Annotated in this window: 21 protein-coding genes, 1 tRNA gene and 2 pseudogenes; 10 read left to right on the top strand and 14 right to left on the bottom strand. The window is 67.7% G+C overall.

Annotation, left to right across the window (positions count from 1 at the left end):
• Positions 1-58 precede the first annotated feature (58 nt).
• Entirely contained in the window at positions 59-997 is a 939-nt protein-coding gene (gene hemC / locus FA740_RS15280) for a hydroxymethylbilane synthase (protein ID WP_211243724.1), read from the top strand.
• A gap of 19 nt (positions 998-1016) precedes the next feature.
• On the opposite strand, the gene lexA is transcribed toward hemC, so the two are convergent.
• From lexA to FA740_RS15315, 7 genes are all read right to left on the bottom strand, one after another.
• The gene (gene lexA, locus FA740_RS15285; protein WP_136857676.1) at positions 1017-1733 is read right to left on the bottom strand and encodes a transcriptional repressor LexA; all 717 of its coding nucleotides are present in this window, start codon (positions 1731-1733) and stop codon (positions 1017-1019) included.
• Positions 1734-1826: 93 nt separating this feature from the next.
• A complete protein-coding gene (locus tag FA740_RS15290) occupies positions 1827-3020 on the bottom strand; it encodes a molybdopterin molybdotransferase MoeA (protein WP_136857677.1) in 1194 nt (397 codons plus the stop codon).
• A complete protein-coding gene (moaC, locus tag FA740_RS15295; RefSeq protein ID WP_136857679.1) occupies positions 3017-3490 on the bottom strand; it encodes a cyclic pyranopterin monophosphate synthase MoaC in 474 nt (157 codons plus the stop codon). The genes FA740_RS15290 and moaC overlap by 4 nt, the downstream gene beginning before the upstream one ends.
• Complete coding sequence (gene trpC, locus FA740_RS15300) at positions 3487-4278, bottom strand: indole-3-glycerol phosphate synthase TrpC (protein ID WP_136857681.1); 792 nt, start codon at positions 4276-4278, stop codon at positions 3487-3489. Before trpC ends, moaC begins: the two co-directional genes overlap by 4 nt.
• Before the next feature lie 53 nt (positions 4279-4331).
• A complete protein-coding gene (locus FA740_RS15305) occupies positions 4332-4967 on the bottom strand; it encodes a uracil-DNA glycosylase (protein WP_136857682.1) in 636 nt (211 codons plus the stop codon).
• Positions 4964-5983 carry an anthranilate phosphoribosyltransferase gene (gene trpD, locus FA740_RS15310; RefSeq protein ID WP_136857684.1) on the bottom strand — a complete coding sequence of 340 codons (1020 nt, stop codon included), beginning with the start codon at positions 5981-5983 and terminating at the stop codon, positions 4964-4966. Before trpD ends, FA740_RS15305 begins: the two co-directional genes overlap by 4 nt.
• Entirely contained in the window at positions 5980-6570 is a 591-nt protein-coding gene (locus FA740_RS15315; RefSeq protein WP_136857686.1) for an anthranilate synthase component II, read from the bottom strand. Before FA740_RS15315 ends, trpD begins: the two co-directional genes overlap by 4 nt.
• A gap of 138 nt (positions 6571-6708) precedes the next feature.
• Between FA740_RS15315 and FA740_RS15320 the strand changes: the two genes are divergently transcribed.
• The 4 genes from FA740_RS15320 to trpE all read left to right on the top strand — a co-directional run bounded on the left by FA740_RS15320 (position 6709) and on the right by trpE (position 11881).
• A complete protein-coding gene (locus FA740_RS15320; protein WP_136857687.1) occupies positions 6709-7251 on the top strand; it encodes a hypothetical protein in 543 nt (180 codons plus the stop codon).
• Between the two features lies 1 nt (position 7252).
• Positions 7253-8428 carry an aminotransferase gene (locus tag FA740_RS15325; RefSeq protein WP_136857689.1) on the top strand — a complete coding sequence of 392 codons (1176 nt, stop codon included), beginning with the start codon at positions 7253-7255 and terminating at the stop codon, positions 8426-8428.
• A 67-nt stretch (positions 8429-8495) separates the two neighbouring features.
• Complete coding sequence (locus tag FA740_RS15330) at positions 8496-10379, top strand: peptidylprolyl isomerase (RefSeq protein WP_246053670.1); 1884 nt, start codon at positions 8496-8498, stop codon at positions 10377-10379.
• Positions 10379-11881, top strand: a complete 1503-nt coding sequence (gene trpE / locus FA740_RS15335) for an anthranilate synthase component I (protein ID WP_136857691.1) — start codon at positions 10379-10381, stop codon at positions 11879-11881. The genes FA740_RS15330 and trpE overlap by 1 nt, the downstream gene beginning before the upstream one ends.
• Positions 11882-11938: 57 nt before the next feature.
• Here the strand turns inward: trpE and FA740_RS15340 are convergent, their stop codons facing one another.
• The 4 genes from FA740_RS15340 to fabI all read right to left on the bottom strand — a co-directional run bounded on the left by FA740_RS15340 (position 11939) and on the right by fabI (position 14796).
• Complete coding sequence (locus tag FA740_RS15340) at positions 11939-12694, bottom strand: PRC-barrel domain-containing protein (RefSeq protein WP_211243725.1); 756 nt, start codon at positions 12692-12694, stop codon at positions 11939-11941.
• Between the two features lie 135 nt (positions 12695-12829).
• Positions 12830-13330 (bottom strand): xanthine phosphoribosyltransferase, encoded by a 501-nt coding sequence (gpt, locus tag FA740_RS15345; protein WP_136857693.1) that lies wholly within the window; start codon positions 13328-13330, stop codon positions 12830-12832.
• A gap of 13 nt (positions 13331-13343) precedes the next feature.
• Complete coding sequence (locus tag FA740_RS15350) at positions 13344-13955, bottom strand: LysE family translocator (RefSeq protein WP_136857694.1); 612 nt, start codon at positions 13953-13955, stop codon at positions 13344-13346.
• A 13-nt stretch (positions 13956-13968) separates the two neighbouring features.
• Positions 13969-14796 (bottom strand): enoyl-ACP reductase FabI, encoded by an 828-nt coding sequence (gene fabI, locus FA740_RS15355; protein ID WP_136857696.1) that lies wholly within the window; start codon positions 14794-14796, stop codon positions 13969-13971.
• A 79-nt stretch (positions 14797-14875) separates the two neighbouring features.
• Here fabI and pdxH point away from each other — a divergent pair, with 79 nt between their 5' ends.
• The 4 genes from pdxH to FA740_RS15375 all read left to right on the top strand — a co-directional run bounded on the left by pdxH (position 14876) and on the right by FA740_RS15375 (position 16969).
• Complete coding sequence (gene pdxH / locus FA740_RS15360; RefSeq protein WP_136857698.1) at positions 14876-15499, top strand: pyridoxamine 5'-phosphate oxidase; 624 nt, start codon at positions 14876-14878, stop codon at positions 15497-15499.
• Between the two features lie 138 nt (positions 15500-15637).
• Positions 15638-16222, top strand: coding sequence for a cold-shock protein (locus FA740_RS15365; protein ID WP_136857699.1), 585 nt, complete (start codon positions 15638-15640; stop codon positions 16220-16222).
• On the top strand, positions 16209-16727 hold the full coding sequence (locus FA740_RS15370; RefSeq protein ID WP_136857701.1) for a DUF192 domain-containing protein: 519 nt from the start codon (positions 16209-16211) through the stop codon (positions 16725-16727). The genes FA740_RS15365 and FA740_RS15370 overlap by 14 nt, the downstream gene beginning before the upstream one ends.
• Positions 16728-16892: 165 nt before the next feature.
• Positions 16893-16969 (top strand) — tRNA-Pro (locus FA740_RS15375).
• A 40-nt stretch (positions 16970-17009) separates the two neighbouring features.
• Here the strand turns inward: FA740_RS15375 and FA740_RS15380 are convergent.
• The 3 genes and pseudogenes from FA740_RS15380 to FA740_RS20520 all read right to left on the bottom strand — a co-directional run bounded on the left by FA740_RS15380 (position 17010) and on the right by FA740_RS20520 (position 18048).
• A complete protein-coding gene (locus FA740_RS15380) occupies positions 17010-17348 on the bottom strand; it encodes a hypothetical protein (protein ID WP_136857702.1) in 339 nt (112 codons plus the stop codon).
• A pseudogene (locus FA740_RS20515) lies at positions 17349-17702 on the bottom strand (hypothetical protein); the annotation flags it as partial.
• Positions 17703-17835: 133 nt separating this feature from the next.
• Positions 17836-18048 (bottom strand): hypothetical protein, encoded by a 213-nt coding sequence (locus tag FA740_RS20520; protein WP_169306325.1) that lies wholly within the window; start codon positions 18046-18048, stop codon positions 17836-17838.
• 82 nt (positions 18049-18130) lie between these two features.
• Between FA740_RS20520 and FA740_RS15390 the strand changes: the two are divergent.
• Positions 18131-18230, top strand: a pseudogene (locus FA740_RS15390) (IS5/IS1182 family transposase); the annotation flags it as partial.

Consider the following 18230-nt stretch of genomic DNA (forward strand, 5'->3'; position numbering starts at 1 on the left):
CTTGAAGGGGAGGCGACAGACGTTGTCAAGCACGCCCCCGGCCGCTATGCGGGGCCGCATGACACAGATGCCCACACCCACCCGCCCACTTCGGATCGGAACCCGCGGCTCGGCGCTTGCGCTGGCGCAGGCCCATGAGACCCGCGATCGCCTGATGACCGCGCATGGTCTGCCCGCCGATGCGTTCGAGGTCGTGGCCATCAAGACGACCGGCGACCGGGTGCTGGACCGGCCCCTGAAGGAGATCGGCGGCAAGGGGCTTTTCACGCGCGAAATCGAGGACGCGCTGATGGACGGCCGGATCGACATCGCGGTTCACTCGATGAAGGACATGCCGACCCTGCAGCCCAACGGCCTGGTGATCGACTGCCTTCTTCCGCGCGAGGATGTGCGCGACGCCTTTGTCAGCCCGCATGTCGCGTCCATTGCCGAGCTGCCGCAGGGCGCCGTGGTCGGCTCGTCCAGCCTGCGGCGGCGCGCCCAGCTGGCGCATCGTCGTCCCGACCTGCAACTGGTCGAATTTCGCGGCAATGTGCAGACGCGGCTACAGAAGCTGGCCGATGGCGTGGCTGTTGCGACCTTTCTGGCCATGGCCGGGCTATCGCGTCTGAACATGCGCCATGTGGCGCAGGGCTCGATTGCCCCCGAGGACATGCTGCCCGCAGTCGCTCAGGGGGCGATCGGGGTGGAACGGCGCGCAGAGGATCACGACTGCGCCGCGCTGCTGTCGGCCATCCATGACGGCGCAACGGGGCTGCGAATCGCGGCCGAGCGCGCGTTCCTCAAGCGACTTGACGGGTCCTGCCAGACGCCGATCGCAGGATTGGCGGATCTGGAGGGGGACACCCTGATGCTGCGCGGAGAAATCCTGCGCCCGGATGGCAGTGAGGTCGTATCGGGCCAGCGCCAAGGTGACGCGCGCGATGGCGAGGCCATGGGCGACGATCTGGCGCGCGAGCTTTTGTCCCGCGCGGGTCCGGGGTTCCTTCACGCGTGATGCGGAACCCCGGCGTGGGTCAGTAGCTGCGGATCAGGCCGACCAGGCGACCCTGGATCCGGACCCGATCCTCGGGCAGAAGGCGCGTCTCATAGGCCGGGTTTGCGGCCTCCAGCGCGATCATCGAGCCCTTGCGCCGATACCGCTTCAGCGTGGCTTCTTGGTTGTCGACCAGCGCCACGATGATGTCGCCTGTCTCTGCCGTGTCCTGTTCGCGGATCACAACCACATCGCCGTCGTTGATCCCGGCCTCGATCATCGAATCGCCCGTCACTTCGAGCGCGTAATGATGCTCACGGCCCGACAGCATGGTTCCCGGAACGGCGACGTGATGCGAAACCTCGGATATGGCCTCGATCGGGACGCCTGCAGCGATGCGCCCCATCAGCGGCAATTGCACCGCCGGGCTGTCCATCACCGTCATGGCGCCGCGGGGTCGGGCAGGGCGGGTGTTCGAAATGACGCGCGGCGTGAAGGCCGGGCGCGGCTTATCGTCTGCGGTTTCGGTCAGATGAGAGAGGGCATCCGGTAGCCGCAGGACTTCGAGCGCGCGGGCACGATGCGGCAAGCGGCGGATGAAGCCACGTTCCTCCAGCGCCGTCACGAGGCGATGGATGCCGGATTTCGAGCGAAGATCCAGCGCATCCTTCATTTCGTCAAAGGAGGGTGGCACGCCATCCCGCGCCATCCGCCTCTGGATGAACTCAAGCAGTTGAATCTGCTTTTTCGTCAACATGACCCGCCCTTTTTCTGATGTTCTACCTATGTTCTAAACCATGGTCAGAATCCCGTCAATCATTTGACCCTGAAATGGTGAAAAAACAGTTAACTAGTGCGGCAGGACATCGCTGCGCAGCGGTATATAGGATACCTGATCGCCAGCCTTGCGCGCGGGGTCTTCGGGGGGCCTGATCAGCAGGGCATCCGCGTCCGACATCACCGTCAGCCGGGCGGAATCCTGGTCATCGAACGGCGTGATCCGCGGCAGGTCGCCTTCACCATCAAGGGAAGCGCGCAGGTAGTGCTGCCGTGGCCCCTCAGCCGACAGATCGCGCCCCAGCAAGGCCGTGCGGATCAAAGGACCAGGCTCCAGACCAAGCATCGCCCGAATGAGAGGTTGCATGAACAAGATGCCGCAAACCATTGCCGATACGGGATTACCCGGCAGGCCCAGCATGGCGCCTGCGCCCATCGGTCCGGCCATCAGCGGCTTTCCGGGGCGCAGTGCGACCTTGTAAAAGGACTGCACGATTCCCTGTTCGGCGGCGATCCCAGCGATCAGGTCATGATCGCCGACCGAGGCGCCGCCGATGGTCACCAGAAGGTCCGCCCCCTCTGCAGCCCGAAAGCTGTCGCGCAGGCTGTCAGGGGTGTCACGGGCGATCGGCAGGATGCGCGGAACGGCCCCCGCCTCGCGCGCCAGTGCCGCCAGCGCGAGGTCGTTGGAACTGATGATCTGCCCCGGTGCGGGCGTGGTGCCGGGCGGCACCAATTCGTCACCTCCGGTCAGGATCACCACCTGTGGGGCGCGAGCCACGGTCACATCCGCGACATTCATTGCGGCCAAGAGGCCGATCTGAGCGGCGCCGAGGATGTGCCCCGGCTCCACCCGGTCGCCTGCCGCGAAATCGTTTCCACGGGCGCGGATGTTGCTGCCGGTCGAGCGGGTCTGAACGGTGATCCGGTCATCTTCGCGGAGAATGTTCTCCTGCAACTCCACATGATCATAGCCCGTGGGCACGGGCGCGCCGGTGAAGATGCGGATGGCAGTGCCGGGACGGGCCTCGCCTCCCCAGGGGTGCCCTGCCGCGCTGGTGCCGATGACATCCAGGGGGCCCGGAAGGTCGGCGCGTCGCAGCGCATATCCGTCCATGGCCGAGGCGTCGAATGGCGGTTGCGTCATGGCGGCCACCGCAGGCTCCAGAAGGACGCGGCCATGGGCATGCTCCAGCGCGACCGTCTCGGGGCGCGGGGCGGGGGCCAGGGCCAGGACATGGGCCAGTGCCTGTTCGACCGAAATCACAACTCTGCCTCGTAGAGGCCTGATTTGCCGCCCTCTTTCCGCATCAGGCGGATATCCTGGATCTGCATTGATTTCTGCGCGGCCTTGAGCATGTCATAGATGGTCAGGCAGGCGGTGGTGACGGCGGTCAGGGCCTCCATCTCGACGCCGGTGCGGCCCGTCGTGCGGACCGTAGCCGTGACGCGGATGCCGGGCAGGTCAGGATCGGCGATCAGGTCCAGGGCAACCTTGGCCAGCGGCAGGGGGTGGCACAGTGGGATCAGGTCGGCAGTGCGTTTCGCGCCCATGATGCCCGCCAGGCGCGCGACGCCCAGCACGTCGCCCTTGGCGGCGCCGCCCTGCGCCAGGGCCAGCGTCTCGGGTGACATGACAACGCAACCGGTGGCCACGGCCTCGCGCATCGTCTCGGGCTTGGTCGAGACGTCGACCATATGCGCCTGACCGGTGGCGTCGAAATGCGTCAGGCTCATGCCGGGACCGACAGGATGGCGCGGGTGGCGGCGGTCACGTCGGGCTGGCGCATCAGGCTCTCTCCGATCAGGAAGCGCCGGGCGCCGGTCTGCATCATCGCGCCCAGGTCCTCCGGCGTGAACAGCCCGCTTTCGCAGACGACCTGCCGGTCCTCCGGAATGCGGGGCGCAAGGTCGCGCGTCACATCAAGAGTGACGTCGAAGGTCTTGAGATTGCGGTTATTTATTCCGATCAGAGGCGATTTCAGCTGAAGCGCGCGGTCCAGTTCGGCACCGTCATGCACCTCGATCAGAACGTCCATGCCCCAATCCATGGCGGCATCCTCAAGGTCGCGCGCGAGGGCGTCATCGACCGAGGCCATGATGATCAGGATGCAATCCGCGCCCCAGGCCCGCGCCTCGGTCACCTGATAGGTGTCATAGAGGAAATCCTTGCGCAGCGCGGGCAGATCGCAGGCGGCCCGGGCGGCGGTTAGATAGTCGGGCGCGCCCTGAAAGCTGGGGCCGTCGGTCAGCACCGACAGGCAGGCGGCGCCCCCGGCCTGATAGGCGCGGGCCAGCGCGGGCGGGTCGAAATCGGCCCTGATCAGGCCCTTGGAGGGGCTGGCCTTCTTGATCTCGGCGATCAGGGCCGGGCCGGTCGCGGCGGCACGGTCCAGGGCGCGGGCAAAGCCGCGCGGGGCGTCGGCCGCGCGGGCCTGTGCGTCGAGGTCGGCCAGCGGACGGGCAGCCTTGGCGGCGGCAATCTCGTCCAGCTTGTAGGCCTTGATCTTGTCCAGAATATCCATGCTGCTGTTCTAGCCCCCATGGGCGGGCGGGGGAAGGGGGCGCCGCGACAGGGTCAGGCGGACCAGTCGATCGGCGCGCGGCCCTGCGCAGTCAGCCAGGCGTTGATCCGGCTGAACGGGCGCGACCCAAAAAAGCCGCGCCGCGCCGACAGGGGTGAGGGATGCGCCGTGGCGATCACCAGATCGCGGTCGGTCGGCAGCCCCGCCAGCGTCTTTTGCGCGTGATTACCCCATAGCAGAAAGGCCAGCGGGCCGTGGGCCTGCGCCTCGGCCACCGCCTGTCGGGCCAGATGGTGCCAGCCCCAGGCGGCATGCACCCCGGCCTTGCCCGGCATCACCGACAGCGCACTGTTCAGCAGCAGCACGCCCTGACGCGCCCAGGGGCTGAGGTCGCCGGTCTGGGGCGCCGCACCGATATCGTCGCGCAACTCCGCATAGATGTTGCGCAGCGATCGCGGCAGCGGCGTTTCAGGCGTGACGGAGAACGCCAGGCCGTTCGCATGGCCGGGGGTGGGGTAGGGATCCTGCCCCAGGATCACCACGCGCACGTCCTGCGGGCGCAGCGCCTCCAGCGCGGCAAAGACCCGGTCGGGGCCGGGCAGAAACCCGGTCCCCTCCAGCCGGTCGCGGATCGCGGGCCAGGGGTCCGCGAAGAACGCCAGATGCGCCCAGGGTTCGGGCGGCGTCACGACTCGGGCGCGCCGGTCACCTGCGCCAGCGCGACCAGACGCGCCTTGGCCGACCCGCTGTCCAGCGATTCGGCCGCCATGCGCGCGCCGTCGCGCAGGTGGGGCACGCGGCCCGCGATCAGCAGCGCGGCGGCGGCGTTCAGCAGCACCGCGTCGCGATAGGCGCCCCGTTCGCCGTCCAGCAGGGCGCGAAAGGCCGCGGCGTTCTGCGCGGGCTCTCCGCCGATGATGGCCTCGAAGGGGTGGCGGGGCAGGCCCGCATCCTCGGGCGTGACGGTGAATTCGGTGATCTGGCCGTCCGCCAGGGCCACGACCTCGCTGGGCTCGGCGATGGACAGCTCATCCGTGCCGTCGCCGCCATGGACTAGCCACGCAGACGTCGATCCCAGATCGCGCAGCACCTCGGCCATGGGCCGCAGCCAGGCGGCGCTGAAGGCGCCGGTCAGCTGGTGGCGCACGCCCGCCGGGTTTGTCAGCGGACCCAGCAGGTTGAAGACCGTGCGCGTACCCAGTTCGGCGCGCGGCGGCCCCACATGGCGCATCGCCGGGTGGTGCATCGGCGCCATCATGAAGCAGATGCCCGCCTGATCCAGCGCGCGTTGGGCCACCGCCGGCCCGCCCATCACGTTGATCCCCATCTGGGTCAGCGCATCCGCCGCCCCCGATTTCGACGACAGGTTGCGGTTGCCATGCTTGGCCACCGGCACGCCCGCCCCCGCCACGACAAAAGCCGTCGCGGTCGAGATGTTCAGCGTCCCCTTGCCGTCGCCGCCGGTGCCGACGATGTCCATCGCGCCATCGGGCGCGGTCACGCGGGTCATGCGGGCGCGCATGGCGCGGGCAGCGGCCGCGATCTCGTCCACGGTCTCGCCGCGCACGCGCAGCGCCATCAGCAGGCCGCCGATCTGGGCGGGCGTCGCGGCACCGTCGAACAGCGCGGAAAACGCAGCCTCGGCCTCGGGGCCGGTCAGCGGGCGTTCCGCGGCCAGGCCGATCAGGGGGCGGATATCGGTCATGCGGCGTCCTTGCGGGCGGGGCAGCGGCCCAGGAAGGTGCGGATCATCTCGTGCCCGAACTGGGATGCGATGGATTCGGGGTGGAACTGCACGCCCTCGATGGGCAGGTCCTTGTGGATCAGGCCCATGATCGTCCTATCATCCGAGGTGGCGGTGACGCGCAGGCAGTCCGGCAGGGTCTCCGGCTCGACCGTCAGCGAGTGATAGCGGGTGGCGTTCAGGGGCGATTGCAGCCCGGCAAAGACCCCGGTGCCGTCATGGCTGATCGCGTCGACCTTGCCATGCAGGATGCGGTTGGCGCGCACGACCCGCCCGCCAAAGGCCTGGCCGATGGCCTGATGCCCCAGGCAGACGCCCAGCAGCGGAATGGCTCGTTCCGCCGCCGCCGCGATCAGGTCCAGACAGATCCCTGCCTGCGCCGGATCGCAGGGCCCCGGAGAGATCACGATGCCGTCGGGCGCCATTTCCAGCGCCTCGTCCACGGTGATCTGGTCGTTGCGGCGCACGGTCACCTCGGCCCCGGCCTCGCCCATGTAATGGACCAGGTTCCAGGTAAAGCTGTCGTAATTGTCGATCAGAAGGATCATCGGGGCACCTTGCGGCCAGGAAAAAGGGGGCGGTTTCCCCCGGAAAAAGCGTCCGCTATAGATGGGCCAAAGCGCGACCGGGGGTCAAGACCGACCGGACGCCGCGCATCGGGCAAGGCAGACGGGACGGGCGCGGGCATGGCACGGGGTTTTCTGGCGGGGGTTTTGCTGGGCGGTCTGGCGGGCGCAGGCGCGCTGGCGGCGCTGTCGCTGCTTGCGCCGCTGCCGCAGGGGGGCGTGGCGCCGCTGTCGGTCGGGCTGCCGGTGGGGTCGGAATTCGGACGCGGCGGCGATCTGACCCCGCGCCTGCCCGCGCCCAACGCCGCCGGGCCGCGCATCGACACCCGCCCGGCGGCCGTGCCCGCCCCCGAGGGCGAACCCGCGCCGGTGGCCGTCACCGGCGACACCGCCCGCCCCGAGACCCTGGCCGATGACCGCATCCCCGCTCAGGACCAGCCGCCCGCGGTCGATGACGCGCCCGGCCTGACCCTGCCGCAGGCCGCCCCCCGCACTCAGCTGAGCGTCCCGCAACCCATGGCCGGACCCGTGCAGGACGACACCCCCCGCATCGCCCCCGACAGCGCCGCAGCCCCCGATGACCGGCCGGCGATGCCTTCGCCAGCGCTGGATCTGTCGCTGCCGCCCGATCTGACCGACCTTCGCCGACTGGAACGGAACTAACATGCACCCCCTGAACCCCGCCCTTGCCGCGACCTTTGCCCCCCCGGTGATGGAGGCGCGCCGCTGGCTGGACGGGGTGCGCTTCGCCCCCGACCGGCCGCTGATCAATGTTAGCCAGGCAGCCCCCGTCGATCCGCCCCCCGAAGGGCTGCGCCGCGCCATCGCCGAGGCCGCGCTGCATCGCCCCGAGGCGCATCTGTATGGCCCCGTGCTGGGCAATACCGATCTGCGCGACGCGGTGGCGGCGCAGTTTTCGGCGGCCTATGGCGGTGCGCTGAGCGGATCGCATGTGGCGATCACGCAGGGGTGCAACCAGGCGTTCTGCGCGGTCATGGCCACGCTGGCCGGGCAGGGCGACCAGGTGATCGTGCCGACGCCGTGGTATTTCAACCACAAGATGTGGCTGGACATGGCGGGCGTCACCACCGTGCCGCTGCCCTGCGGGGCGGACATGCTGCCCGACCCCGACCACGCGGCGGCGCTGATCACCCCCGCCACGCGGGCCATCGTGCTGGTCACGCCGAACAACCCGTCGGGCGCCGAATACCCCGCCGATCTGGTGGGCCGGTTCTATGACCTGGCGCAGGCGCATGGCCTGGCGCTGGTCGTGGACGAGACCTATCGCGATTTCGACAGCCGCACGGGCGCACCCCATAACCTGCTGACGCGGCCCGATTGGGACCGGGTGCTGATCCAGCTTTACAGCTTCTCCAAGGCCTATCGGCTGACCGGGCACCGGGTGGGCGCGATGGTCGCGGGCCATGACCGGCTGGCCCAGGTCGAGAAGTTTCTGGACACGGTCGCCATCTCTCCGGCGCAGCTGGGGCAGATCGGGGCGGTCTGGGGCATGACCAACCTGCAGGAATGGCTGGCCGGAGAGCGGGCCGAGATTCTGGCCCGGCGCGCGGCGGCGGCATCGGCCCTTGGGGCGCTGGATGGCTGGCGGCTGAAAAGCGCGGGCGCCTATTTCGCCTGGCTGGAGCATCCCTTTGCCGAAAGCTCGGCCGTTTTGGCGCGGCGGATGGTACGCGATGCGGGGGTGCTGGCGCTGCCCGGCACCATGTTCACGCCGGCGGACGATCCGACCGGGCCGCGACACCTGCGCATCGCCTTTGCCAATGTCGATGCGGCGGGTATCGCGGTGCTGGCCGGGCGTCTGGCGGGGCTTTCGGCCTGATCCACTTGTGGGTCGCGCGCCCGCGCCCTAAAGACGGGCGGGACACGACCACGAGGAAGGCCGCGCCATGTCACAGCTGCGTACCAAGGGCAAATCGACCATCGTCTGGATCCTGATGGGTCTGATGGTTCTGGGGCTGGGGGGCTTTGGCGTCACCAGCTTCTCGGGCGGAACGACCGAGGTCGCGTCGGTCGGGCAGACCAAGATCACCGCCGACGAATATGCCCGCGCGCTGCAATCGGAATTGCGCGCCTTTCAGCAGCAGACCGGCCAGCCGATCACCATGCAGCAGGCGCAGGCGATGGGCCTGCCGCAATCGGTGCAGGCCAACCTGATCGCCTCGGCCGCCCTGGCCGAGGAGGCGCGCCGCATCGGCGTGTCCGTGGGCGATGCGCAGGTCGCGCAGACGATCATGCAGGCCGGTGCCTTCCAGGGCCCCAACGGCAGCTTTGACCGCGCCGCCTATGCCGAGGTCCTGCGCCGCGAGCGTCTCTCCGAGGCCGAGTTCGAGGCCACCGTCCGCGATGACGAGGCCCGCCTGATGCTGCAGCGGGCCGTGGTGGGCGGCGTGACCGCGCCCGCGCCGCTGGTCGACCAGACCGCGCGCTGGCTGCTGGAATCGCGTGACTTCAGCTGGCGCGAGCTGACCGAGGACGACCTGCCCGCCCCCGTGACTGAACCCGACGAGGCCACCCTGCGCGCCTGGCACGAGGCCAATGGCGACCGCTTTACCGCGCCGGAGACGCGGGCGATCTCTTATGCCTGGGCCACGCCCGACATGCTGTCCGCGACCGTCCAGCTGGACGAGGCCGCGCTGCGCGCGACCTATGACCAGAACATCGACCAATTCCAGCGCCCGGCGCGGCGCATGGTCAGCCGCCTGGTCTTTCCCGATGCCGCCCAGGCCGAGGCCGCCCGCGCGCAGATCGACGCCAACGAGGCCCCGTTCGAGGCCTTTGTGCTGCAGCGCGGCCTGACCCTGGACGATGTCGATCTGGGCGAGGTGACCGAGGCCCAGCTGGGCGCCGCCGCCGAGCCGGTCTTTGCGCTGGAGCAGCCGGGCGTCGTGGGTCCGATCCAGACAGATCTGGGCCCGGCGCTGTTCGCGGTCAACGCGATCCTGGACCCGGTGGACGTGCCCTTCGAGGAGGCCCGCGACGATCTGCGCGCCGAGGCGGCCCTGTCGGCCGCCGCCCGCCTGATCCGCGACCGGACCGGCGATTACGAGGATATCCTGGCCGGTGGCGCCACGCTGGAGGATCTGGCCGAGGAGACCGAGCTGGAGCTGGGCCGTATCGATTGGACCGCCGACGCCCCCGCCGAGGAGGGCAGCATCGCGGGTTATGAGGCCTTCCGCGAGCGGGCGGCGCAGATCTCGACCACCGATTTTCCGCAGCTGGCCGAGCTGGCCGATGGCGGTGTCTTTGCCCTGCGCCTGGACGAGGTGATCCCGCCCACGTTGCGCCCCTTCGAGGAGGTGCGCGACGCCGTTCTGGCCGACTGGCGCGAGGCCGAGGTCCAGCGACAGCTGTTGGCCGCCGCCGCCGAGCTGCGCCTGGAGGAGGTTGCCGAGACCGTGACGCCCACTCCCGAGGTCGGTGCCGAGCCTGCAGCCGACACCCTTTGGACCGCCGAGACCGGCCTGCAGCGCAGCGACTGGATGGACGGGCTGCCGCCGCAGCTGCTGTCGCAGGCCTTTGCGCTGACCGAGCCGGGTGACGCGGATGTGGTGGATGCGGGCGACCGGGTGTTCGTCGTGCGGCTGGACCAGATCAACGATGCCGACCTGTCCCAGAGCGACGCGGCCCAGGTCCTGGACGGCGTGCGCGCCCGCCTGAACCAGTCGCTGCAGATCGATCTGTTCGACTATTACGCCCGCCACGCACAGCGCCAGACGCCCGTGCAGCTGAACCAGTCGGCGATCAACGCCATCAACGCGCAGGTCCAGTGATGCAGCTGACCCCCGATTTCGCCGCATTTCAGGCCGAATGGGAGGCGGGCCACAACCAGCTGGTCACGATCCGCCTGGCCGCCGATCTGGACACCCCGGTCAGCCTGATGCTGAAGCTGGCCGAGGCCGCCCCCCAGAGCTTCATGCTGGAATCCGTGACCGGGGGCGAACTGCGGGGCCGCTATTCCATCGTCGGCATGAAGCCCGACCTGGTCTGGGAATGCCGCGACGGGCGCGCTCGCATCAACCGTCAGGCGCGCTTTTCGCAGGATTTCCAGGATGATGCCCGCCCGGCGCTGGACAGCCTGCGCGCGCTGATCGCGGAAAGCCGCATCCAGGTCATGCCGGATGGCGTGCCCCCGGTGGCGGCGGGACTGTTCGGCTATCTGGGCTATGACATGATCCGTCTGGTCGAGCACCTGCCCGACGTGAACCCCGACACGCTGGACCTGCCCGACGCGATGCTGATGCGCCCGTCGGTGGTGGCCGTGCTGGACGGGGTCAAGGGCGAGGTGACGCTGTGTGCGCCCGCCTGGCATGACGGGGGCGATGCGCGCGCGGCCTATGCGCGGGCGGGCGAACGGGTGATGGACGCGCTGCGGGCGCTGGACCGCCAGCCGTCCGAGCCGCGGGTCATGGGCGACGAGGGCCAGATCGGCGCGCCGGTGTCGAACTTCACCAAGCCCGCCTATCTGGCGGCGGTCGAGAAGGCCAAGGACTATATCCGCGCGGGCGACATCTTTCAGGTGGTGCCCAGCCAGCGTTGGCGGATGGATTTCCCGCTGCCGCCCTTTGCGCTGTATCGCAGCCTGCGCCGGACCAACCCGTCGCCCTTCATGTTCTTCCTGAACATGGGCGGATTCCAGATCGTGGGCGCCAGCCCCGAGATCCTGGTGCGTCTGCGCGACGGAGAGGTGACCATCCGCCCCATCGCCGGAACCCGCCCGCGCGGCGCTGACGAGGCCGAGGATCGCGCGTTGGAGGCCGATCTGCTGTCCGACCAGAAAGAGCTTGCCGAGCATCTGATGCTGCTGGATCTGGGCCGCAACGATGTGGGCCGCGTGGCGCGCCCCGGCACCGTCCGCCCGACCGAGCAGTTCGTCATCGAACGCTACAGCCACGTCATGCATATCGTTTCGAACGTGGTCGGAGAGCTGCGCGAGGGCGAAGATGCGCTGTCCGCGCTGCTGGCCGGGATGCCTGCGGGGACCGTCTCGGGGGCGCCCAAGGTCCGCGCCATGGAGATCATCGACGAGCTGGAGCCCGAGAAACGCGGCGTCTATGGCGGCGCGGTCGGCTATTTCGCGGCCAATGGCGAGATGGACATGTGCATCGCGCTGCGCACGGCGGTGGTGAAGGACAAGGCGCTGTATATTCAGGCGGGCGGAGGCGTCGTCTATGACAGCGACCCCGAGGCTGAGTTCGAGGAAACCGTCAACAAGAGCCGCGCCCTGCAGCGTGCCGCCGAAGGGGCCGCCCGCTTTGTGCGGGGGAACGGCTGACCGCATGCGAAAACGGCGACCCCGAAGGGTCGCCGTTCCAGCCAGATCGCGCGGCGATCAGTTCGCCGGAGCCGGCTCGGTCGTGGTGCCTTCTGCGGGCATCGTGCCGTCAGCCGGTGCCATCGTGCCATCGGCCGGGGCCATCGTGTCGGCGGGCATCGTCTCTGCCGGCATCGCGCCATCCGCCGGTGCGTCGGTCATGCCAGCCGGATCGTTGGTGGGCGTCGTCGCCATCGGGTCGGCGGCGGGTGCCATCGCAGGATCGGCGGCCGGATCGGTCATCATGTCGCCCGCGGCGGCTTCCTGATCGCGGAAGACGTACTCCGGGGCGGCGTCAGCCTCCTCGCGGGTCAGCGAGCTGGTGATCTCCTGGGCGTCCGAGTTGACGGTCAGGTCGGTCCACGGCAGAGCGATCTGCTTCTGGCCGATGCCCAGGAAGCCACCGACGCCGACGATCGCGGCCTTCATCTCTCCGGTGTCGCCATCAACGATCAGGTCGCTGATCGAGCCGATGTTTTCGCCATCGGGCGAGGTCACGTTGGTGCCGGTGATCCAGTCGACGCGCCATTCGTTGGCGGCCTGCTGAACCTCGACCTTGTCAGCGGCCGACGCGGCGGCGGCGGCGTCATCCGCATCCTCGGTCGAGGTGGTGGCCATGTCGGTGGTGCCCATGTCGGTCGTGGGCGCCGTACCGGTATCGGTCATCGGCGCGGGCTCCATCGCCGGGTCGGCGGCGGGGGCGGTATCCTGGGCAAAGGCGGCGCCCATGGTCAGCGGCAGGGCGAGGGTGGTGGTCAAAAGCAGCTTGCGCATGTTCTTGTCTCCTGTGTGTGCCTTGCGGGTCGCCAGTGCAGCCCGCTATTGGATGCACAATGCAAAGGCGGGGCGCGCGGTTCCGGAAAACCACGGCCCCACCCGGCAGTCACAGGTCAAGCATTTGATATCGCGTCAATCTTCGCCGCGGAAAGGCTGGACGTATTGCAACGCCATATCCCAAGGGAAGAAGATCCAGGTGTCCTGGCTGACCTCGGTCACATAGCTTGCGACCATCGGCTTGCCCTTTGGCTTGGCATAGACGGTGGCCAGATGCGCCTTGGGATACATCTCGCGGATCAGCTCCAGCGTGCGGCCCGAATCGACCAGATCGTCGACCACCAGGATGCCCTCTCCGTCGCCCATCAGCTCGGGGTCGGGACGTTTCAGCACCTCCAGCTGGCCTTGGCCAGCCTCGGTCCCCACGCCCTTGTAGGAGCGGATCGAGATCGTGTCGATCGTGCGGATGTCCAGCTCTCGGGCGACGATCATGGCGGGGACCAGTCCGCCGCGGGTCACGGCCACCACGGCACGCCAGTCGGTGCCGTCCATGCGCCAGGCCAGGGCGCGGGCGTCGCGGTGCAGCTGATCCCAGCTGACATGAAAGCCTTTCTCGTGGGGCAGGCGGTCGGTCACGGTCTTGTCTCCTTCAGGGGCGCAGGATCAGGGACAGGCCAAGGGCGGCGATCGCGAACCCCGCGCCTCGGTCGATCCAGAATTTCGATGCGAAATAGCGCTGCCGCAGGACCGGCAACGCCATCAGGCTGGCCAGTGCGGTATAGAACAACAGCTCGACCGACAAGGCCACAGCATAGATCGCGCCCTTGTCGGCCAGCCCAAGTGCGCCGGGAAAGATCGACAGCAGCACAGCGGAATAGAACAGGGCGGGCTTTGGGTTCGACAGGTTCAGCGCCATGCCGGCCCACAGACCCCGCGCGCGCCCCTGCGCCGGATCGGGCAGCGGATCGGCGGCGTGGCGCCACATCTTGACCCCAATCCACAGCAGATAGGCCCCGCCCATCAGCTTCAGCGCGGTCAGCGTCCAAGGCGCCACGCGAAACAGCGCGGTCAGGCCCAGCAGCGCGAACAGGCACCAGACCGAGGCCCCGATCGCCAACCCCCAGCCATAGGTCAGCGCCCGCCTGCGCCCAAGCGCGAACGCCCCCTGGCTGACCGCGATGACGCCCGGCCCCGGCGACAGGATCGCGACCGAGAGCGTGGCGACAAAGACGGCCATCTGTTCGGTCGTGACCTGGATCATCGGGGCGCGGACCTCAGTCCTTCTTGACCGTGGCGATATCGGGCGCGTCCACGGCCTTCATGCCGACGACATGATAGCCCGCATCGACGTGATGCACCTCTCCGGTGACACCCGCGCCAAGGCGCGACAGCAGATACAGCGCCGAATTCCCGACATCCTCCTGCGTGACATTGCGACGCAAGGGAGAGTTCAGCTCGTTCCATTTCATGATGTAGCGGAAGTCGCCGATGCCGCTGGCGGCCAGCGTCTTGATGGGTCCGGCGCTGATCGCGTTGACGCGGATGTTGTCCTTGCCGAAATCCTCGGCCAGGTAGCGGACCGATGACTCCAGCGCGGCCTTGGCGACACCCATCACGTTGTAATGCGGCATCACCCGTTCGGCGCCGTAATAGGTCAGCGTCAGCATCGCGCCGCCATCGGTCATCATGGCGGCGGCGCGGCGGGCAACGGCGGTAAAGGAATAGACGGAAATATCCATCGTCATCAGGAAGTTGTCGCGCGTGGTTTCCGCATAGCGGCCGCGCAGCTGCTCCTTGTCGGAAAAGCCGATGGCGTGAACGATGAAGTCCAGCCCGCCCCAGGCCGCGCCCAGATCCGCGAACAGCGCGTCGATGGAGGCCTCGTCGGCCACGTCGCAGGGCAGGACCAGGCCCGATCCCAGCTGGGCGGCCAGCGGGTCCACACGCTTTTTCAGCGCATCGCCCTGATAGCTGAAGGCCAGCTGCGCGCCCTCGGCGGCCAGCGCCTTGGCGATGCCCCAGGCGATCGACTTGTCATTGGCCAGTCCCATGATGAGACCGCGTTTTCCGGCCATCAGGCCGGCTCTCTGCTCGCTTGACATGTCTTGTCCCCCGCGCTTTCAACCATTTGATCGGTGATTAGGGCAACTGCCCTGTCGCAGCAAGCACAAGGAACGCGCGATGACAGATCGAACCGGACTCTTCGCGGGCGACGACCCCTTCGACATCGCCCGCGCCTGGCTGGCCGAGGCGACCGCGACCGAACCAAACGACCCCAACGCCATCGCGCTGGCCACGGTCGATGCGCAGGGGATGCCCGATGTGCGGATGGTGCTGCTCAAGGAGATCGACGGGCAGGGGACCGACGGGACGTTCGTGTTCTACACCAATTACGACAGCGCCAAGGGCCGCCAGATCGGCGCGACCGGCACTGCGGCCTTTGTCATGCACTGGAAATCGCTGCATCGCCAGATCCGCGTCCGCGGCACCGTCACGCGGGAGGAGGGGCCGCAGGCCGACGCCTATTACGACAGCCGCGCCCTGCAAAGCAGGCTGGGAGCCTGGGCGTCGCGCCAGTCGCAGCCGCTGGACGCGCGATCGACCCTGGTGGCCGAGGTGGCCCGCGCCGGGCTGCGTCATGGCACGCGCCCGCAGCGCCCCCCGTTCTGGGGCGGCTTTCGCATCCGGCCGGTGCAGATCGAATTCTGGGCCGATGGCGCGTTTCGCCTGCATGACCGGTTCGTCTGGACACGCCGGGACGGTGCGGCCGAGGCGGGATGGGACGTCACACGCCTGTCACCCTGACCTTGAACTGACAGCGAACGGTTCCGACATGGGACTGACAGGGGTGGCAGAGTCCCGCCTCTGGCCACGTCCCGTATTGTAGTCGGGTCGAGGCCACTTTACTGTCGGAGCTTGGAAATGCGCGAAGACGGAAATGCGATGACGGAAGAAGGCAGCCTCAGGCTGGTGACGGGTCTGGTCAAGTGGTTCGACCCCTCGAAGGGCTACGGCTTCGTCCTGGATGACGAAGGGGGCACGGACATTCTGCTGCATGCGAATGTCCTGCGGAACTTCGGCCGCAGCTCTGTCGCGGACCAGTCCCGGGTCCGCGTGATGGTTCAGCACACCAAGCGGGGCGTGCAGGCCGCCGAGGTCGTCTCGATCGAGCCGCCCCCGACGGATGGCCAGCCGCCCATCGCGGATCTGGACATCGACGTGATCGAGCACATGGACAGCCTGCCCCTGCGCCCCGCACGCGTGAAATGGTTCGACAAATCCAAGGGCTTCGGGTTCGCCAACATCTTCGGTCATGCCGATGACGTTTTCATCCATATCGAGGTTCTGCGCCATTCCGGTTTTGCTGACCTTGCCATCGGAGAGGCGATCTGTCTGCGCGTGGTCGAGGGACCGCGCGGCCTGATGGCGGCCCAGATATCGGCCTGGGACAACGCTCTGCCGCAGGACAAGGATGACCGCGGTCATCACGACGACGAGACTGATGTGATGGCCCATGTGGCGGAATAGCCTTGCCGCGCTGCTGATCGCACTGGCGGCAGGCCCTGCGGCGGCGCAGGCGCCCGTCACGCCCGCGCCGGTTGCGGTCTGCACCAGCGACGTCGCGCTGATTCGCGTCGCACCGGACCGGGCACTGTCCTTTGCGGTCGAACTGGCCGATACGGCCAAATCGCGGGCGCGGGGGCTGATGTTCCGCCGCGATCTGCCCGCGGGGCAGGGGATGCTGTTCATCTATCCCGAACCGCAACCGGTCAGCTTCTGGATGCGCAATACGCTGATTCCCCTGGACATGGTCTTTGCCGATGCACAGGGCGTGATCCGCCACATTCACGCCAATGCCCGCCCCCTGGACGAGACGCCGATTCCCGGCGCGGCCGTGGGCGACCCGGACCGCGACCGCCTGATGGTGCTGGAGATCGCCGGTGGCGAGGCCGCGCGGCTTGGGCTGGAGGCGGGCATGGTCCTGGCGCATCCGGGGCTTGACCCGGAAACCGCAGCCTGGCCCTGCGGCTAGGGCTTTTCACCGCCGCAGTCTTACGCTAAAGCACAAGGGTTGAGCCGTGGCACAGCCTGTGTCGCGAGACGATGTCGGGCAACCCAGGCCCGACTGCTGAGAGGCTATTGTGATCGAACGCGTCCCAGCCAATACGGCTATCGGTCGCGGCTCGAGCCACGGATACGGAGTGTAGCGCAGTCTGGTAGCGCGCCTGGTTTGGGACCAGGATGTCGGGGGTTCGAATCCCTCCACTCCGACCATCTCACCTCTGTTTTATGGCACGTAGCTCTGCCGTTCCTGTCAGGCGGCCTGCCTCTCAGGCTTGCCAGCTTGACTATAGCGGACGGTTGCTGAAGCTGCTTTAAGCGTCGCGGCGAAGGTATCCTGCAGCATTCCATCAAGGAATTCGTCCACGCTTGACGCAACGTCTGGATCATCCGCGCCCAGACCACCGGCTACGATTTTAATCTGTCCCGCGTCTGTCGTATCAAGCATTAACGTTACTCCTATACCGTCGTAGGACAAGACGACATACGTCTCTGCGGATACCTGATCTGCAGCTTTGGTCGCAGCGACGGCATGTAGGAAAAACGACGGCCCATCAGTCTCCTGTGGAGTGGCGCCGCTCAATTCGAACACTTATGCTCCCGGCATCTTGTGGATGGGATTTAGGATGACTCTGTTTGGCTCGGATGTCCAGATCTTGCAGATGTATTCGTAAGGCGTGAGGGCCAGCCATGGTCCGCCATCGGTCCGAGGACCATGGCGGCCGAGCGTCTTGAGCCTGCGCGCAAAATTGTAAGCTGCCATGAAGTCGGTGAGATGGGTGCGGAGCTGGTCGTGGTCGTCGTAATGGAAGCGTTTGACCGTCGCGTTCTTGATCGTGCGGCGCGTCCGTTCGACCTGTCCGTTGCTCGGGAAAACAGCCCCCCGGACTGTTTTCTGATCCTCGCAACTCCAAGGGGGGTTTGGCTTCGTGAGGCGATGCTCGATACCGCTCGACCATGTCCTCGGACCGATGGCGAACACGGTCTCGCCCTCGCAGATCATGTCAAAGCGCATGGGCCGGGAAGAGATGGTGTTGCGGTTCCGCGGCTGCTTGGGCCGACCTGAATGCCCCTCGCCATCAGGCTTGAACCGATGGCGCCCGCTGGCTCGATCGGTGAGAATGGTGTGAACCTGATAGGATGAGCCGCATGCCGGCGAATGCTTCGAGCATGTGCTGCAGGAACTCCCAGGCCGTCTTCCTGTCCGCCTTGTCGACGAGCTGGGTCACGGCAAACTTGCTTGTGCGGTCAATGCCGACGAACAGAAACAGCTTGCCTTCAGCGGTCTGCACCTCGGCGATGCCAAGAGGCGTTGTTGCAGAACTCTTATTGAGAGGGATTCACATCGCGATTTCATGCGGTTAGGCGGGCAGCATGAGCAAGCCCGATCCCGCCCGCTACCGCACGACGAACTGGCCCGCTTACAACGCTGCGCTCAGGAAGCGCGGGTCTTTGTTGATCTGGCTGGACAAGG

It is taken from the genome of Paracoccus hibiscisoli, from assembly GCF_005048265.1.
Lineage (GTDB): Bacteria > Pseudomonadota > Alphaproteobacteria > Rhodobacterales > Rhodobacteraceae > Paracoccus > Paracoccus hibiscisoli.

Bases quoted from the DNA above. Each gene is read 5' to 3' on its own strand.
- hemC (WP_211243724.1), top strand. From the start codon at position 59: ATGACACAGATGCCCACACCCACCCGCCCACTTCGGATCGGAACCCGC.
- lexA (WP_136857676.1), bottom strand. From the start codon at position 1,733: ATGTTGACGAAAAAGCAGATTCAACTGCTTGAGTTCATCCAGAGGCGG.
- moaC (WP_136857679.1), bottom strand. From the start codon at position 3,490: ATGAGCCTGACGCATTTCGACGCCACCGGTCAGGCGCATATGGTCGAC.
- trpC (WP_136857681.1), bottom strand. From the start codon at position 4,278: ATGGATATTCTGGACAAGATCAAGGCCTACAAGCTGGACGAGATTGCC.
- trpD (WP_136857684.1), bottom strand. From the start codon at position 5,983: ATGACCGATATCCGCCCCCTGATCGGCCTGGCCGCGGAACGCCCGCTG.
- FA740_RS15315 (WP_136857686.1), bottom strand. From the start codon at position 6,570: ATGATCCTTCTGATCGACAATTACGACAGCTTTACCTGGAACCTGGTC.
- FA740_RS15320 (WP_136857687.1), top strand. From the start codon at position 6,709: ATGGCACGGGGTTTTCTGGCGGGGGTTTTGCTGGGCGGTCTGGCGGGC.
- FA740_RS15325 (WP_136857689.1), top strand. From the start codon at position 7,253: ATGCACCCCCTGAACCCCGCCCTTGCCGCGACCTTTGCCCCCCCGGTG.
- FA740_RS15330 (WP_246053670.1), top strand. From the start codon at position 8,496: ATGTCACAGCTGCGTACCAAGGGCAAATCGACCATCGTCTGGATCCTG.
- trpE (WP_136857691.1), top strand. From the start codon at position 10,379: ATGCAGCTGACCCCCGATTTCGCCGCATTTCAGGCCGAATGGGAGGCG.
- FA740_RS15340 (WP_211243725.1), bottom strand. From the start codon at position 12,694: ATGCGCAAGCTGCTTTTGACCACCACCCTCGCCCTGCCGCTGACCATG.
- FA740_RS15350 (WP_136857694.1), bottom strand. From the start codon at position 13,955: ATGATCCAGGTCACGACCGAACAGATGGCCGTCTTTGTCGCCACGCTC.
- fabI (WP_136857696.1), bottom strand. From the start codon at position 14,796: ATGTCAAGCGAGCAGAGAGCCGGCCTGATGGCCGGAAAACGCGGTCTC.
- pdxH (WP_136857698.1), top strand. From the start codon at position 14,876: ATGACAGATCGAACCGGACTCTTCGCGGGCGACGACCCCTTCGACATC.
- FA740_RS15365 (WP_136857699.1), top strand. From the start codon at position 15,638: ATGACGGAAGAAGGCAGCCTCAGGCTGGTGACGGGTCTGGTCAAGTGG.
- FA740_RS15370 (WP_136857701.1), top strand. From the start codon at position 16,209: ATGTGGCGGAATAGCCTTGCCGCGCTGCTGATCGCACTGGCGGCAGGC.